The organism is Arsenicicoccus cauae (assembly GCF_043162025.1).
GTDB classification, from domain to species: Bacteria; Actinomycetota; Actinomycetes; order Actinomycetales; family Dermatophilaceae; genus Arsenicicoccus; species Arsenicicoccus cauae.
This window is the reverse complement of sequence record NZ_CP171001.1, coordinates 613,187-627,232: the sequence shown is the minus strand read 5'-3', so window position 1 is coordinate 627,232 and position 14,046 is coordinate 613,187. Positions and strand designations below refer to the sequence as shown.

10 protein-coding genes and 3 pseudogenes are annotated in these 14,046 nt (G+C 68.9%); 6 read left to right on the top strand and 7 right to left on the bottom strand.

What is annotated here, in order from left to right; all coding sequences use genetic code 11:
- The first annotated feature begins 81 nt into the window (after positions 1–81).
- From ACF3NS_RS02910 to ACF3NS_RS02900, 3 genes are read left to right on the top strand one after another with little or no spacing between them, the layout of a single operon-like run.
- Entirely contained in the window at positions 82–1,107 is a 1,026-nt protein-coding gene (locus ACF3NS_RS02910; protein WP_392467707.1) for a Gfo/Idh/MocA family protein, read from the top strand.
- 40 nt (positions 1,108–1,147) lie between these two features.
- The gene (locus tag ACF3NS_RS02905; protein WP_392467706.1) at positions 1,148–2,536 is read left to right on the top strand and encodes a mycothione reductase; all 1,389 of its coding nucleotides are present in this window, start codon (positions 1,148–1,150) and stop codon (positions 2,534–2,536) included.
- Positions 2,533–2,697, top strand: coding sequence for a hypothetical protein (locus ACF3NS_RS02900; RefSeq protein ID WP_289032754.1), 165 nt, complete (start codon positions 2,533–2,535; stop codon positions 2,695–2,697). The genes ACF3NS_RS02905 and ACF3NS_RS02900 overlap by 4 nt, the downstream gene beginning before the upstream one ends.
- 120 nt (positions 2,698–2,817) lie before the next feature.
- On the opposite strand, the gene ACF3NS_RS02895 is transcribed toward ACF3NS_RS02900, so the two are convergent.
- Positions 2,818–4,167: an MATE family efflux transporter gene (locus tag ACF3NS_RS02895; protein ID WP_289033388.1), complete on the bottom strand. Its 1,350-nt coding sequence runs from the start codon at positions 4,165–4,167 to the stop codon at positions 2,818–2,820.
- Positions 4,168–4,827: 660 nt separating this feature from the next.
- Here ACF3NS_RS02895 and dnaB point away from each other — a divergent pair.
- Both dnaB and ACF3NS_RS02885 read left to right on the top strand, forming a co-directional pair.
- Positions 4,828–7,464 (top strand): replicative DNA helicase, encoded by a 2,637-nt coding sequence (dnaB, locus tag ACF3NS_RS02890; RefSeq protein ID WP_392467705.1) that lies wholly within the window; start codon positions 4,828–4,830, stop codon positions 7,462–7,464.
- A gap of 205 nt (positions 7,465–7,669) precedes the next feature.
- Positions 7,670–8,140, top strand: coding sequence for a hypothetical protein (locus ACF3NS_RS02885; RefSeq protein ID WP_392467703.1), 471 nt, complete (start codon positions 7,670–7,672; stop codon positions 8,138–8,140).
- A gap of 40 nt (positions 8,141–8,180) precedes the next feature.
- Here the strand turns inward: ACF3NS_RS02885 and ACF3NS_RS02880 are convergent.
- Positions 8,181–9,095 (bottom strand): annotated as a pseudogene (locus ACF3NS_RS02880) (IS256 family transposase); the annotation flags it as partial.
- A gap of 129 nt (positions 9,096–9,224) precedes the next feature.
- On the opposite strand from ACF3NS_RS02880, the gene ACF3NS_RS02875 reads away from it, so the two are divergent.
- Positions 9,225–10,514 (top strand): IS256 family transposase, encoded by a 1,290-nt coding sequence (locus tag ACF3NS_RS02875; RefSeq protein WP_154592268.1) that lies wholly within the window; start codon positions 9,225–9,227, stop codon positions 10,512–10,514.
- An 11-nt stretch (positions 10,515–10,525) separates the two neighbouring features.
- Here ACF3NS_RS02875 and ACF3NS_RS02870 read toward each other — a convergent pair.
- The 5 genes and pseudogenes from ACF3NS_RS02870 to ACF3NS_RS02850 form a co-directional block, all read right to left on the bottom strand.
- Positions 10,526–11,335: pseudogene (locus ACF3NS_RS02870) on the bottom strand (IS256 family transposase); the annotation flags it as partial.
- Between the two features lie 85 nt (positions 11,336–11,420).
- Positions 11,421–11,996, bottom strand: a complete 576-nt coding sequence (locus tag ACF3NS_RS02865) for a cadmium resistance transporter (RefSeq protein WP_375804525.1) — start codon at positions 11,994–11,996, stop codon at positions 11,421–11,423.
- Between the two features lie 11 nt (positions 11,997–12,007).
- Positions 12,008–12,358 carry an ArsR/SmtB family transcription factor gene (locus tag ACF3NS_RS02860; RefSeq protein ID WP_392467701.1) on the bottom strand — a complete coding sequence of 117 codons (351 nt, stop codon included), beginning with the start codon at positions 12,356–12,358 and terminating at the stop codon, positions 12,008–12,010.
- Between the two features lie 92 nt (positions 12,359–12,450).
- Positions 12,451–12,699, bottom strand: a pseudogene (locus ACF3NS_RS02855) (ATP-binding protein); the annotation flags it as partial.
- 31 nt (positions 12,700–12,730) lie between these two features.
- A complete protein-coding gene (locus ACF3NS_RS02850; protein WP_154592268.1) occupies positions 12,731–14,020 on the bottom strand; it encodes an IS256 family transposase in 1,290 nt (429 codons plus the stop codon).
- Positions 14,021–14,046: the final 26 nt, after the last annotated feature.

Here is a 14,046-nt window from a genome sequence, read left to right as displayed (position 1 = left end):
CGATCTCCTTCGTTGGACAATTGTCAGTACTATCTGACATGAACCGGCCACTGTCCAGCAACGGTCGAAGGAGCGACGCCGATGTCCTTCCCGCACAGCCTGCCCGCGCCCCGCCTGCCGGATCCCACCGGGGGCCCCGCCCTGCGCTGGGGCATCCTCGGCACGGGGTGGATCGCCGAGCGGTTCGCCGCGTCCGTCCTCCGGCATACGAACCGCCAGGTGGTGGCGGTCGGCTCCCGGTCCGAGGAGGGCGCGCAGCGCTTCACCGGGCGGCTCGGGGGCGAGCCGCTGGGGTCGTATGCCGAGCTGGTCGCCCACCCGCGCGTAGACGTCGTCTACGTCGCGAGCCCCCACCCGCAGCACGTCGAGCACGCCCTGCTCGCCATCGCGGCGGGCAAGCACGTGCTCGTCGAGAAGCCCATCGCGATCGACGCCGCGGGGGCCCGGCGCATCGCCGAGGCCGCCCGCGCCGCCGGCGTCCTCGCGATGGAGGCGATGTGGTCGTTGTGCCTGCCGAAGTTCCGCGTGCTCCGCCGGCTGCTCGACGACGGCGTCCTGGGTGAGCCGACGATGGTGTCCGCCGACATCGGCGAGTACTTCCCCGACGCCCACCGCATCCACGACCCGGCGCTCGCGGGCGGCGCGATGATGGACCTCGGCACCTATCCGCTCACCCTCGCGACGTGGGTCCTGGGGGCGCCCACCGAGGTCGCGGCGCAGGGCGTGCGGGGGCCGACGGGCACGATGGCGCAGACGACGATGACGCTGCGGCACGGCGACGCGCAGTCGGCGCTGCACGCGAGCGCCCTCGTCGAGACCCCCACCGTCGCCGCGATCAGCGGCACCGACGCGTGGGTGTCGCTGGACGGCCCGTGGTACCAACCGGGGTCGTTCACCCTGCACGGACGCGGCGGGGGACAGCTGCGCCACCTCGAGGCGGCGACCGCCCACGACGGACTGTTCTGGGAGGCGCTCGAGGTCGCGCGCTGCCTCGGCGAGGGGAGGACCGAGAGCGTCATACGGCCCCTCGACGCGACGATCGCGACCCTCGAGGCGATGGACCAGGTGAGGGCCGTGACGGGCGACCGACTGGCCGGGGAGTCCTGAGGGCAGCCTGTGCTCAGCCTGCACGTCTAGGCTCGAGCGCATGGCTGACCGTCACTTCGACCTGATCATCATCGGCACGGGCTCGGGCAACTCGCTCATCACCCCCGAGCTGGCCGACAAGGACATCGCGATCCTCGAGCGGGGCACCTTCGGCGGCACCTGCCTCAACGTCGGCTGCATCCCCACCAAGATGTACGCCTACCCCGCCGACGTCATCACCTCGGCGCAGCACCTCGACCGGCTCGGCGCGTCCTTCCCCTGCGACCCGCAGGTGCGCTGGCGCGAGGTGCGCGACCGGATCTTCGCGGGGCGGATCGACCAGATCGCGGCCGGCGGCGAGCAGTACCGGCGCCAGGACCCGCACATCACGGTGTTCGACGGGAGCGCACGGTTCGTCGGACCCAAGGAGATCGACACCGGCACCGGCGCGACCATCACGGCCGACCAGATCGTCGTGGCCGCGGGCTCGCGCGTCTCGATGCTCGACGTCGACGGTCTGCGCGAGGCGGCCCCCGAGCTCGGCGTCCACACCAGCGACACCGTCATGCGCATGGAGGAGCTGCCGCGCCGCCTGACGATCGTCGGTGGCGGCTTCGTGGCGGCGGAGTTCGCCCACATCTTCGACGCGTTCGGCGTGGAGGTGACCTGGCTCCAGCGCAGTGGCAGCCTGCTGCGCAAGGAGGACGACCTGATCTCGGGGCGGTTCACCGAGCTGGCGGCCGAGCGCTACGACCTGCGGCTCGGCACCCAGATCAGCGCGGCCGAGCGCCGCGACGGCGCGTGGCACCTCACGACCACCGGGCCCTCCGGGTCGGGCGAGGTCGTGGCGGACGCCGTCCTCGTCGCCACCGGGCGCGTGCCCAACGCCGACCAGCTCGGGCTCGCCGAGGTCGGCTATCGGATGGACGGACCCCGCCTGTGGGTCGACGAGCAGCAGCGCACCAGCGTCGAGGGCGTCTGGGCGCTGGGCGACATCAGCAGCCACTGGCAGCTCAAGCACGTCGCCAACCACGAGGCCCGGGTCGTCGCCCACAACCTCACCCACCCCGACGACCTGCGCACGAGCGACCACCGCTACGTCCCCGCCGCCGTGTTCACCCACCCGCAGATCGCGTCGGTCGGCCTGACGGAGCGCGAGCTGCAGGCGGCCGGGCGCGACTACGTCGTCAAGATCCAGGACTACGGCGCCACGGCATACGGCTGGGCCATGGAGGACCAGGTGGGCGTCGTCAAGCTGCTCGCCGACCCCGAGACCCGGCTGCTGCTGGGCGCCCACCTCATGGGCTACCAGGCCAGCAACCTGATCCAGCCGCTGATCCAGGCGATGTCGCTGGGGACGCCCGTGCCCGAGATGGCGCGCGGGCAGTACTGGATCCACCCCGCAATCATGGAGGTCGTCGAGAACGCCCTGCTGGGTCTCGAGCTGTGATCCTCGGCTTCGTCGCCTCGGTGGTCGGCATGCTCCTGTATGCCGTCGCCTCCGTCTCGCAGGGCTACGCCGCATCCCGGGCCGCCGGGGCGGGCGTGGTCCGGCACCCCGCGTATGTGCTCGGGCTCGGGGGTGGCCGTGCTGGGGGACGGCGTGCGTGACGGCTGGGGGGCGTTGGCTCTCGTCGGCGTGGCGCTGGCCGTGGGTGGGTGCGTGGCGCTGGCGCTGAGCCCCACCCAGGAGGCCGTGGGCGCCTGATCCCGGGTCGGTTCGGGCTGGGGTCAGCGGGTGGCGCCGGTGACGAGCCAGGCGTCGGAGCGGGCGCGCAGGCCGAGCGCGATGCCGCGCAGGGTCATGAAGATGCTGAACCCGACCCATAGCCACACCACGGCCGCGGGGTCGTCGAGCGGGCCGGCGACGTGCCGGACGACCAGCACGACGGGGACATAGGCCACGAGGAGCGCGAGCTGCGCCCACGCCAGCCAGCGGGTGTCGCCGGCGCCGATCAGCACCCCGTCGAGGACGAAGACCCACCCCGAGATCGGCTGCGTCACGGCCACCACGACCAGCCCGGCGGCGAGGGCGGCCTGGGTCTCGGGGTCGCTCGTGAACAGGTGCGGCAGCACGGTGTGCAGGGCGAGGACCAGGGCGCCGAGGACCGCGCCGCCGATGAGGCCCCACCGGATCATGAGGGAGGTGGCGGCCCGGGTCCCCGCGGTGTCGCCCGCGCCGAGGGCCTTGCCCGTCAGGGCCTGCGCGGCGATCGCCAGCGCGTCCAGGGCAAAGGTGAGGAAGCTCCACACCGTCGCGCTCACCTGGTAGGCGCCGAGCGGCACGTCACCCAGACCCGCCGCGACCCACGTGGTCAGCAGCAGGACCGTGCGCAGCGCCAGCGTGCGGACAAGCAGCGGTATGCCGCCCCGCGCGGCCACCAGCACCCGCCCCGGATGCGGGCGCAGGGAGGCGTCGAGCCGCCGCGCTGCCCGCACCACGACGAGGAGCAGGGCGACCGCCATACCCCACTGGCTGATCACCGTGCCGATGGCCGAGCCGACGATCCCGAGGTGCAGGCCGTAGACGAGCAGGACGTTGAGGGCGACGTTGCACGTGAAACCGGCGACGGACACGACCAGGGGCGTGGTGGTGTCCTGGACGCCGCGCAGGATGCCGGTAGCGGCGAGGACCACGAGCATCGCGGGGATGCCGGCGGCGCTCGCGCGCAGGTAGTGCTCGGCGTGGACGAGGGCGTCCGGGCTCGCGCCGAACGCCGCCACGAGGGGGCGGGCGAAGGCCGCGACCAGCAGGCTGGTGACGAGCCCGAGGGCCGCGGCGAGCCACACGCCGTCGAGGCCGTTGGCGACGGCGCCGCGCTCGTCACCGGCGCCGACGTGGCGGGCCACGATGCTGGTGGTGCCGTAGGCGAGGAAGACGAAGATGTTGGCCGCGGTCAGCAGGGCGGCGCTCGCGACGCCGAGGCCGGCGAGCTGCGGGGTGCCGAGGTGGCCGACGATGGCGCTGTCGGCGAGGAGGAAGAGCGGCTCGGCGACGAGGGCGAGGAAGGCGGGGACGGCGAGGCGCAGGATCTCGCGGGCGGGGGAGGGCGGCGGCTGGGCCCCCCGGTCGCTCGTCACCCGCCGAGCATAGGTGGGCGGCGGTGTGCGCCCCCAGTCGGTGTCAGGGGGTGAGTCTGGTGACGGGGCGGTGACCTGCGGGTTTCGGGTGTGTCGTTGTCCACAGATGTGACAGGTCCGTCGGCCCCATGTGGGAAGTCGCAGGTCAGAAGCCCGGACGGTTCCTGTGAGTGATGTAGCGGTGACATTCAGCGAGATCTGGCGCGGCAGGGCGGGGGTCGGCGTGTCGGTGATGAGACGGTTTGTCCACACCGCGCGGCGGCGTGCTCAGATGGCCTAACCTCCCGCAGAAATCTTCTATGCACAGGCGGTGGACGGCATACGGGCTGGTCATAGCGGTGATGAAGCGATAGGTCACGGCAAAGTCACACTCCGTCCACAGGCTTGTCCCCAGGGTTGCGCACACGCCACGGCGTGTTGTCCCCACCTTGTCCACAGCCCCCGTTTGCCCGGCTCTCCTCCCGGCCCCTAACGTGGCGCAGCAGCCCGTCCGGGTGATGTCGTTCGCCCAGGGCCATCCGACTTGTCCACAGGTTTGTCCACACGCGCGCGAGGCCCTCCCAGGGGGCCTCGGAGGCGCCGGTGGAGGGTCTGTCAGAGGTCGGTGGTGGACTGACGAGCAGGGACCGGGCAGAGCAGGGCTAGGACGAGGGAGCGGACGTGTCGATCGCCGAGCTGGACGACCGTCGGGACTACGGCCCCGCGGTGGGGGGACCTGGTGGGGGCGGTGGCGACGACCGCGTGCCGCCCCAGGACGTGCACGCGGAGCAGTCCGTCCTCGGCTCGATGATGCTGTCCAAGGACGCGATCGCCGACTGCGTCGAGACGCTGCGCGGGCTCGACTTCTATCGCCCCGCGCACGAGACGATCTACGAGGCGATCATCGACCTCTACGGTCGCGGCGAGCCGGCCGACGCCATCACCGTCGCCGACGAGCTCACCAAGCGCGGCGAGATCCAGCGCATCGGCGGCCAGGCCTACCTGCACCAGCTGATCGACGCCGTGCCGACGGCGGCCAACGCGGGCTACTACGCCGAGATCGTGCAGGAGCGCGCCGTCCTGCGCCGCCTCGTCGACGCGGGCACGCGCATCGTGCAGATGGGCTATGGCCAGGGCGGCGACGTCGAGGACATCGTCAACGCCGCGCAGGCCGAGGTCTACCAGGTCGCCGACAAGCGCGGCGGCGAGGACTACATCGCTGTCGGCGAGGTGCTCGAGGCCACGATCGACGAGATCGAGCACGCCTCGGGCAAGAACGGCGAGATGGTCGGCGTGCCCACCGGCTTCACCGAGCTCGACCAGCTCACCAACGGACTGCACCCCGGCCAGATGATCGTGATCGCCGCGCGCCCCGCCGTCGGCAAGGCGCTTGCGCTCGACACCCCCCTCGTGACACCGACCGGCTGGACCACGATGGGTGAGGTCCAGGTCGGTGACGAGGTCATTGGGGCCGACGGTCGTCCGACCCGCGTGGTCGCTGCGACCGAGGTCATGACCGACCGACCCTGCTACGAGGTGTCCTTCTCGGACGGCTCGACCATCGTGGCCGACGCTCAGCACCAGTGGCTGACGGATACGCGCGCCAGCCGCAAGTCTTTTCAGGCCGCTCGTGACGGCAGGAACGGTCAGCGCAATCAGCGGACGTTCGCCGCGATCCGGACCACGGAGGAGATTGCTGCGACGGTGCGCACGGGCACAGCCGACGCACGCCTCAACCACAGCGTGCCGCTGGCGGCTGCGCTCGCCCTCGCGGAGCGGGAGCTCCTGGTCCAGCCGTACACGCTGGGGGCCTGGCTGGGAGACGGGACCTCTGCTGCTGCGCAGATCACGACGGCGGACCCCGAGATCGTGATGAGGCTCGAGGCCGATGGACTGGTCGTGACCAAGACGTCGTCCCCGATGCGCTATCTCATGCAGCTCGCCACCGAGGTGGTCGCTGAGCAGAGGAGCTGCGCCGTGTGTGGGACGCCGTTCACCAACCCCGTCGCCTACGTCAGGACGTGTGGCAAGTCGTGCGGGGGGCGCCTCAAGACGTTTCAGAAGCCGATCGCCACGCCAGTCTGCCCCGACTGCGGCGGCCCCACCACGACGGGCCGCCAGTGCATGGCATGCCGGAAGCATCGTGGAACCCTCCAGGCCCGCCTCCGCACGATCGGCGTCCTCGGCGACAAGCACATCCCCGTTGAGTACCAGCGGGCCAGCGAGTCCCAGCGGCGCGCCCTGCTGGCTGGCCTCCTTGACACCGACGGGACCGTGTCTACAGGCGGGTGCGTGCAATTCACCACCACCAGCCTGCGCCTCGCCCAGGACGTACATGAACTCATCTCCGGCTTGGGCTACCGAAGTGGCATGTGCTGCAAGAAGGTGCGCGGCCGCTCGGCGGCGAGCTCGACGGCCTTCACGATCACCTTCTCCTCGGACGAGGACGTGTTCGTGCTGGAGCGCAAGAGGCTGCTGCACAAGGAGCTTCGTCGCCGCCAGTTCCAGCGGAGAAACTCCCGCTTCATCACGAAGGTGAAGCCCATCGCCTCGGTGCCCGTGCGCTGCATCCAGGTGAGCAACGACGACCACCTGTATCTCGCCGGCAGGTCAATGATCCCGACCCACAACTCCACGCTCGCGCTTGACATCGCGCGGTCGGCGGCGATCCACAACCAGCAGGCCACCGTCCTGTTCAGCCTCGAGATGAGCAAGACCGAGATCACCATGCGTCTGCTCTCGGCCGAGGCCTCGATCCAGCTGCAGAAGCTGCGCAAGGGCGAGCTGCAGGACGACGACTGGACCAAGATCGCCCGCACGACCGGGCGGCTCAGCGAGGCGCCGTTCTTCATCGACGACTCGCCCAACATGTCGCTCATGGAGATCCGCGCCAAGTGCCGCCGGCTCAAGCAGCGCAACAACCTCAAGCTCGTGGTCATCGACTACCTGCAGCTGATGAGCTCCGGCAAGCGCGTCGAGTCCCGCCAGCAGGAGGTCTCGGAGTTCTCTCGCGCCCTCAAGCTCCTGGCCAAGGAGATCGAGGTGCCGGTCATCGCCCTGTCGCAGCTGAACCGTGGGCCCGAGCAGCGCACCGACAAGAAGCCGATGGTCTCCGACCTGCGCGAATCGGGCTCGATCGAGCAGGATGCCGACATGGTCGTGCTGCTGCACCGAGAGTCGATGTACGAGAAGGAGTCTCCCCGCGAGGGCGAGGCTGACGTGATCGTGGCCAAGCACCGAAACGGTCCCACTGGCACGATCGTGGTCGCCTTCCAGGGCCACTACTCCCGCTTCACCAACATGGCCACCAACTTTTAGACGGATGTTGTCGAGATGCAGCGAAGATTTCACAAACGAGGTTCGTTTGTGTGATAAACAGCACGTCATGGGTTACTGTGGGTTTGCGTTACGTTCGGTCATCCATCCGACGGAGGACTGATCGTTTGTGACCGACCTCCGTCCTCACTCCCGGCCTAAGCCCGAGTCGCTGCGAGAGGCCATCGCCCACTCCCTGTGGGAACACGTGAAGGCGTACGACCTCGGTGCGGTCTGCGAGAGGCTGGGCCTCGAACCCACCCGTGACGGCGAAGACCCCTACCGCAGCAAGATGTCGTACGTCATGACGCGACTGCAGACCCGAGACTGGGTCGAGTTAGTCACCATCGCGCAAGCGCTGCTGGAGGAGTGGGACGACGACGAGCTCCAGGCATTGGTGCAGCGGGCAGGTGCTCATGGGGTCAACGGAGAGTTGAAGAACCTGATCTTTGCCTCCGTGGGGCGCAAGCCCCAGATCGTGCTTCGCGACGCGGTCGCAAACGTCATCGAGATCACCGAAGGCGCGGATCGCTGCCTCATCTATGACCGGCCCTTGCCCAACGATGGCCTCACCTGGTCCGGGCTCGTCCACTGGTGGTCGACTGAGGTCCTGGGTGAGAGAAACGCCGACGCCGCAGCGCGGCACCTCTGGTCCCGTCTTGCCCAGAGCCTGGGATAGAGCCCCGTTGAGTGGTGGGCTTTGAGGTGATGCTCGTTGCCTACCGGTCGCTCTTTTCGAGGGCGACGGTCTCAGTATCGCGGGTTGGGTAGAGCTTGGCCATGGAGCCTTCGGAGAGGTAGCGGCGGTCATCGACCTGCCATTCGTCGTGGGTGTCGGCCAGGACGGCTCCGATGAGGCGGATGACGGCGGCTTCGTTCGGGAAGATGCCTACGACGCGGGAGCGTCGCTTGATCTCCTTGTTCAGCCGCTCAAGGGGGTTGGTGGACCAGATCTTGCGCCAGTGCTCGCGCGGGAACGCCGCGAAGGCGAGCACTTCCGCCTTGGCGCCGTCCATCAGCGGGCCGGTCTTGGGGTACCTGCTGGCGAGGTCGTCGCGGACCGTGTCCCACTGCTTGGCCATGGAGGCCAGGTCGGGCTGGGCGAAGATGGTCCGGAAGACCGCGGCGACCATCTCGGTCTCGGCCTTGGGCACGTGGGCCAGGACGTTGCGGATGAAGTGGACCCGGCACCGTTGGTGGGACGAGCCCTGGAACACCCTGGTCAGGGCCGCGACGAGGCCGGCGTGCTGGTCGGAGATGACCAGCTGCACACCGCCCAGGCCCCGCTTCTTCAGGCCGATGAGGAAGGCTCGCCAGAAGACCTCGTCCTCGCTGTCACCGACGTCCAGGCCCAGGATCTCCCGGCGGCCGTGCTCGGTGACGCCGGTGGCGACCACGACGGCTTTGGAGACCACCATGGCGGCCTCGGTGCGCACGTGCAGATAGGTCGCGTCCAGATAGACGTAGGGAAACCGGGCGTGATCCAGGCGGCGGGTGCGGAACGCGCCGATGGCCTCGTCCAGGCCGGCACAGATCCGAGACACCTCGGACTTGGAGATGCCGGTACCGCCCAGGGCGACCACCAGGTCGTCGACGGAGCGGGTGGACATGCCGTGGACGTAGGCCTGGAGCAATGATCAGAACCTGTGGATGGCTCTCGGCGAGGTGACGTAGAGGAGACGTACCTCCCGAGCAAGATCGAAGCCCATGCTCAAGTTCGGATCGTGGTCGGCGTTGACGCGCCGGCTCGGGAAGGTACGTCCATGTTCAAGATAGTCCACGAGGAGAACGGGTCCCAGGAGCACGTCCCGGCGGCCGTCGGTGGGTCGTTGCTCGACGAGCTCGCCCGCGACGGTGCGCGGCAGATGCTCGCGGCGGCGCTTCTGGCCGAGGTTGCCGCCTACGTCGAGGCACACCAGCACGAGGTCGATGAGGACGGGCACCGGCTGGTGGTCCGCAACGGCTTCCACGACCCGCGGGAGGTCGCGACCGCGGCTGGGGCGGTGCCGGTGCGTGCGCCGCGGGTCAACGACAAGCGCATCGACGAGGCCACCGGGGAGCGGAAGCGGTTCTCCTCGGCGATCCTGCCCGCATGGGCGAGGAAGTCCCCAGGCGTGGCCGAGGTGCTCCCGCTGCTCTACTTGCACGGCCTGTCCTCCGGCGACTTCGTGCCCGCGCTGGAGCAGTTCCTCGGCTCCGCCGCAGGCCTGTCTGCGGCCACCATCACCCGCCTCACCGTCCAGTGGCAAGACGACGCCAAGGCGTTCGGCAACCGGTCGCTCGCCGAGAGCGACTACGTCTACCTGTGGGTCGACGGCATCCACCTCAAGGTCCGCCTCGAGCAGGACAAGGTGTGTCTGCTGGTGATGATCGGCGTCCGCCTCGACGGCGCCAAGGAGCTCGTCGCCCTGTCCGATGGATTCCGCGAGTCCTCGGAGTCGTGGGCCGACCTACTCCGCGACTGCAAGCGCCGCGGGATGCGCGCACCGGTGCTGGCCGTCGGGGACGGTGCATTGGGGTTCTGGAAGGCGCTGCGCGAGGTGTTCCCCGACACCAAGGAGCAGCGCTGCTGGTGGCACAAGCTCGGCAACGTTCTCGCCGCCCTGCCGAAGTCGGCGCACCCCGGGGCGAAGGCCGCCCTGGCGGAGATCTACAACGCCGAGGACAAGGACCACGCGCGGGCCGCAGCCAAGGCGTTCGCGGCCAACTACGGCGCGAAGTGGCCCAAGGCCGTCGCGAAGGTCGTCGACGACCTCGACGTCCTACTCGCCTTCTTCGACTTCCCCGCCGAGCACTGGATCCACCTACGAACGACGAACCCGATCGAGTCGACCTTCGCCACCGTCCGGCTCCGGCAGCGGGTCACCAAGGGCCCCGGCTCCCGCGCCGCCGGCATCGCCATGGCGTTCAAGCTCATCGAGTCCGCCCAGGCCCGCTGGCGCGCCGTCAACGCACCCCACCTCGTTGCGCTCGTCCGTGCCGGCGCGGAGTTCAGCAACGGCAAGCTCGTCGAACGACCCGACGAATCAGGAGGTCACGCTCACGCCGCCTGACACATCAATCCACAGGTCTTGACTATTCCTCTCGTGGTGATCGCCTCGGGCAGTCCTTTCAGCCCGTCGCACACGGCGATGCAGACGTCCTCGACACCGCGGTTCTTGATCTCGGTGAGCACGTTCAGCCAAAACTTTGCGCCCTCCCCGCCGTCGCCGGCCCAGATCCCGAGGATGTCGCGCTCCCCGGCGGTCGTCACGCCGATGACGATGTAGAAGGGCTTGTTGGTGACCTGCCCGTCACGGACCTTCACCCCGAGAGCATCGATGAAGATCACCGGGTACACGCGGTCCAGGGGCCGGTGCTGCCACTCAGACATCTCCGCGGCGACCTTCTCGGTGATCCGACTGATCGTGTCCTTGGACACCGACGCGCCATACACCTCGGCGAAGTGCGCCGCGATCTCACCGGTGGTCAGCCCGCGCGCCGACAAGGACAGGACGAGCTGATCGACGCCGTCCAGACGGCGTTGCCGCTTCCGGACGATCTTCGGGTCGAATGTGCCGTCCCGGTCCCGCGGAACGTCGATCGTGACCGGCCCGATCTGCGTGAGCACCGTCTTCGATCGGGTGCCGTTCCGCTCGTTCCCGCCCCCGTCGACCGGCGCTGGCTTCGCGTGCCGATCCGAGTGCTCGTAGCCGAGGTGCTCGGTCAGCTCTTCCTCCAGAGCGGTCTCCAGCACCTGCTTGGTCAGGCCCGTCAGCACACCGTCGGGGCCGACCAGGTCGACTCCTTCAGCGCGGGCCTGGTCCACCAGACGCTGCGCCAGCGCCTGCCTGTCGTCATCGTTGAGGTCCACGACCCCAATCGTGTTCGTCATGCTGCCTGCTCTCCCGCCGAGCACCGCTCAGCGCGTCAGGCCGAACCCCCACCCACCGTTGTTCTGACACTCCCTCCGACTGAGATCACAGGCCAAAAGCGCCTCCTTGGACAAGGATCACGACGCCCAAGATGATCAGGACGAGTGGGAACAGGATGTGTTCGGACTTCTCGAGGGACTCGTCGATGCCCGGCCGGGTGGCCACGAACTTCGCAATGGCCACGAGGACTGCGACGAACAGCAGGAAGACTGCGCTGTAGGTCAGGATGCTGGCTGGACTGACACTGAGGAAGACGGGGACGTAGACACCGATGTTGTCCCCGCCATTGGCGAAGGTCACAGCCGCGACGGTCAACGGCGCGACCTTCTTGCGGTCATCGAGCTCGTCATCGTCCTCGCCCTGCCATGCCTCCCACGCGGCGCGAAGCCCCAAGAGCAGGGGGATCAAACCGAAGTAGGGGATGGCGGATTCCGGCAGGGCCAGGCTCGCGCCCCAAGTAGTCAGGAGAGCCGCGCCAAGGATGCCCAGGAATCCCAGGTATTGACCCACGACGATGCGTCGCGTGGTTCCTGCGCGGCCAGCGCCACGAGCGAAGAACAGCGACAACACGATGACGTCGTCGATGTTGGTCGCGACGAACAGGCCGACGGCCTGGATCATGGTGGCCAACATCAGCGGACCTCCTGGCAGGCGCTATCGCTGCAGGCCGGATCGGGACAGGGTGCGGCGTCGGTCACGGCCAGTGTCACCTCGACCAGCGAAGTGAGAGCGTCGCGCAGGTGATGATCGGCGATGTTGTAGCGGACCTTGCGCCCCTGCATCTCGGCCACGACAATGCCGCAGTCACGCAGGCAGGCCAGATGGTTCGACACGTTCGACCGGGTCAGGTCCAGACTCTGGGCGAGTTCGGCGGGATACGAGGGCGCATCCAGCAGGCTCAACAGGATGCGCGCTCTGGTGGGGTCAGCCAGGGCCCGTCCGATGCGGTTCAGGGCGTCAAGACGCGAAGCAATGGTCAGCATGTGCTGAATAGTACAGCAGCAGCTGACGTGTTGATGGGTGAGCCCTGGCGCGAGGTGGGGTGCCCCCCAGCCACGCATCTTCTTCTCTGCCCCTAGTTGTTGCGGTCTTTGGTGAGGAGTTCTCGGCGGGCGCGGGTGCGGTAGGACTCGCCTGAGAGGGCGAGGACTTCGGCGTGGTGGACGAGGCGGTCGATCATGGCGGCGGCGATGACGTCGTCGGAGAAGGTTTCGCCCCAGCGGCCGAAGGGCAGGTTGCTGGTGACGATGATGGAGCCTTGTTCGTAGCGGGACGCGACGAGTTGGAAGAACAGGTTGGCTGCGTCGGCGTCGAAGGGCAGGTAGAGGAATAGTCAAGACCTGTGGATTGATGTGTCAGGCGGCGTGAGCGTGACCTCCTGATTCGTCGGGTCGTTCGACGAGCTTGCCGTTGCTGAACTCCGCGCCGGCACGGACGAGCGCAACGAGGTGGGGTGCGTTGACGGCGCGCCAGCGGGCCTGGGCGGACTCGATGAGCTTGAACGCCATGGCGATGCCGGCGGCGCGGGAGCCGGGGCCCTTGGTGACCCGCTGCCGGAGCCGGACGGTGGCGAAGGTCGACTCGATCGGGTTCGTCGTTCGTAGGTGGATCCAGTGCTCGGCGGGGAAGTCGAAGAAGGCGAGTAGGACGTCGAGGTCGTCGACGACCTTCGCGACGGCCTTGGGCCACTTCGCGCCGTAGTTGGCCGCGAACGCCTTGGCTGCGGCCCGCGCGTGGTCCTTGTCCTCGGCGTTGTAGATCTCCGCCAGGGCGGCCTTCGCCCCGGGGTGCGCCGACTTCGGCAGGGCGGCGAGAACGTTGCCGAGCTTGTGCCACCAGCAGCGCTGCTCCTTGGTGTCGGGGAACACCTCGCGCAGCGCCTTCCAGAACCCCAATGCACCGTCCCCGACGGCCAGCACCGGTGCGCGCATCCCGCGGCGCTTGCAGTCGCGGAGTAGGTCGGCCCACGACTCCGAGGACTCGCGGAATCCATCGGACAGGGCGACGAGCTCCTTGGCGCCGTCGAGGCGGACGCCGATCATCACCAGCAGACACACCTTGTCCTGCTCGAGGCGGACCTTGAGGTGGATGCCGTCGACCCACAGGTAGACGTAGTCGCTCTCGGCGAGCGACCGGTTGCCGAACGCCTTGGCGTCGTCTTGCCACTGGACGGTGAGGCGGGTGATGGTGGCCGCAGACAGGCCTGCGGCGGAGCCGAGGAACTGCTCCAGCGCGGGCACGAAGTCGCCGGAGGACAGGCCGTGCAAGTAGAGCAGCGGGAGCACCTCGGCCACGCCTGGGGACTTCCTCGCCCATGCGGGCAGGATCGCCGAGGAGAACCGCTTCCGCTCCCCGGTGGCCTCGTCGATGCGCTTGTCGTTGACCCGCGGCGCACGCACCGGCACCGCCCCAGCCGCGGTCGCGACCTCCCGCGGGTCGTGGAAGCCGTTGCGGACCACCAGCCGGTGCCCGTCCTCATCGACCTCGTGCTGGTGTGCCTCGACGTAGGCGGCAACCTCGGCCAGAAGCGCCGCCGCGAGCATCTGCCGCGCACCGTCGCGGGCGAGCTCGTCGAGCAACGACCCACCGACGGCCGCCGGGACGTGCTCCTGGGACCCGTTCTCCTCGTGGACTATCTTGAACATGGACGTACCTTCCCGAGCCGGCGCGT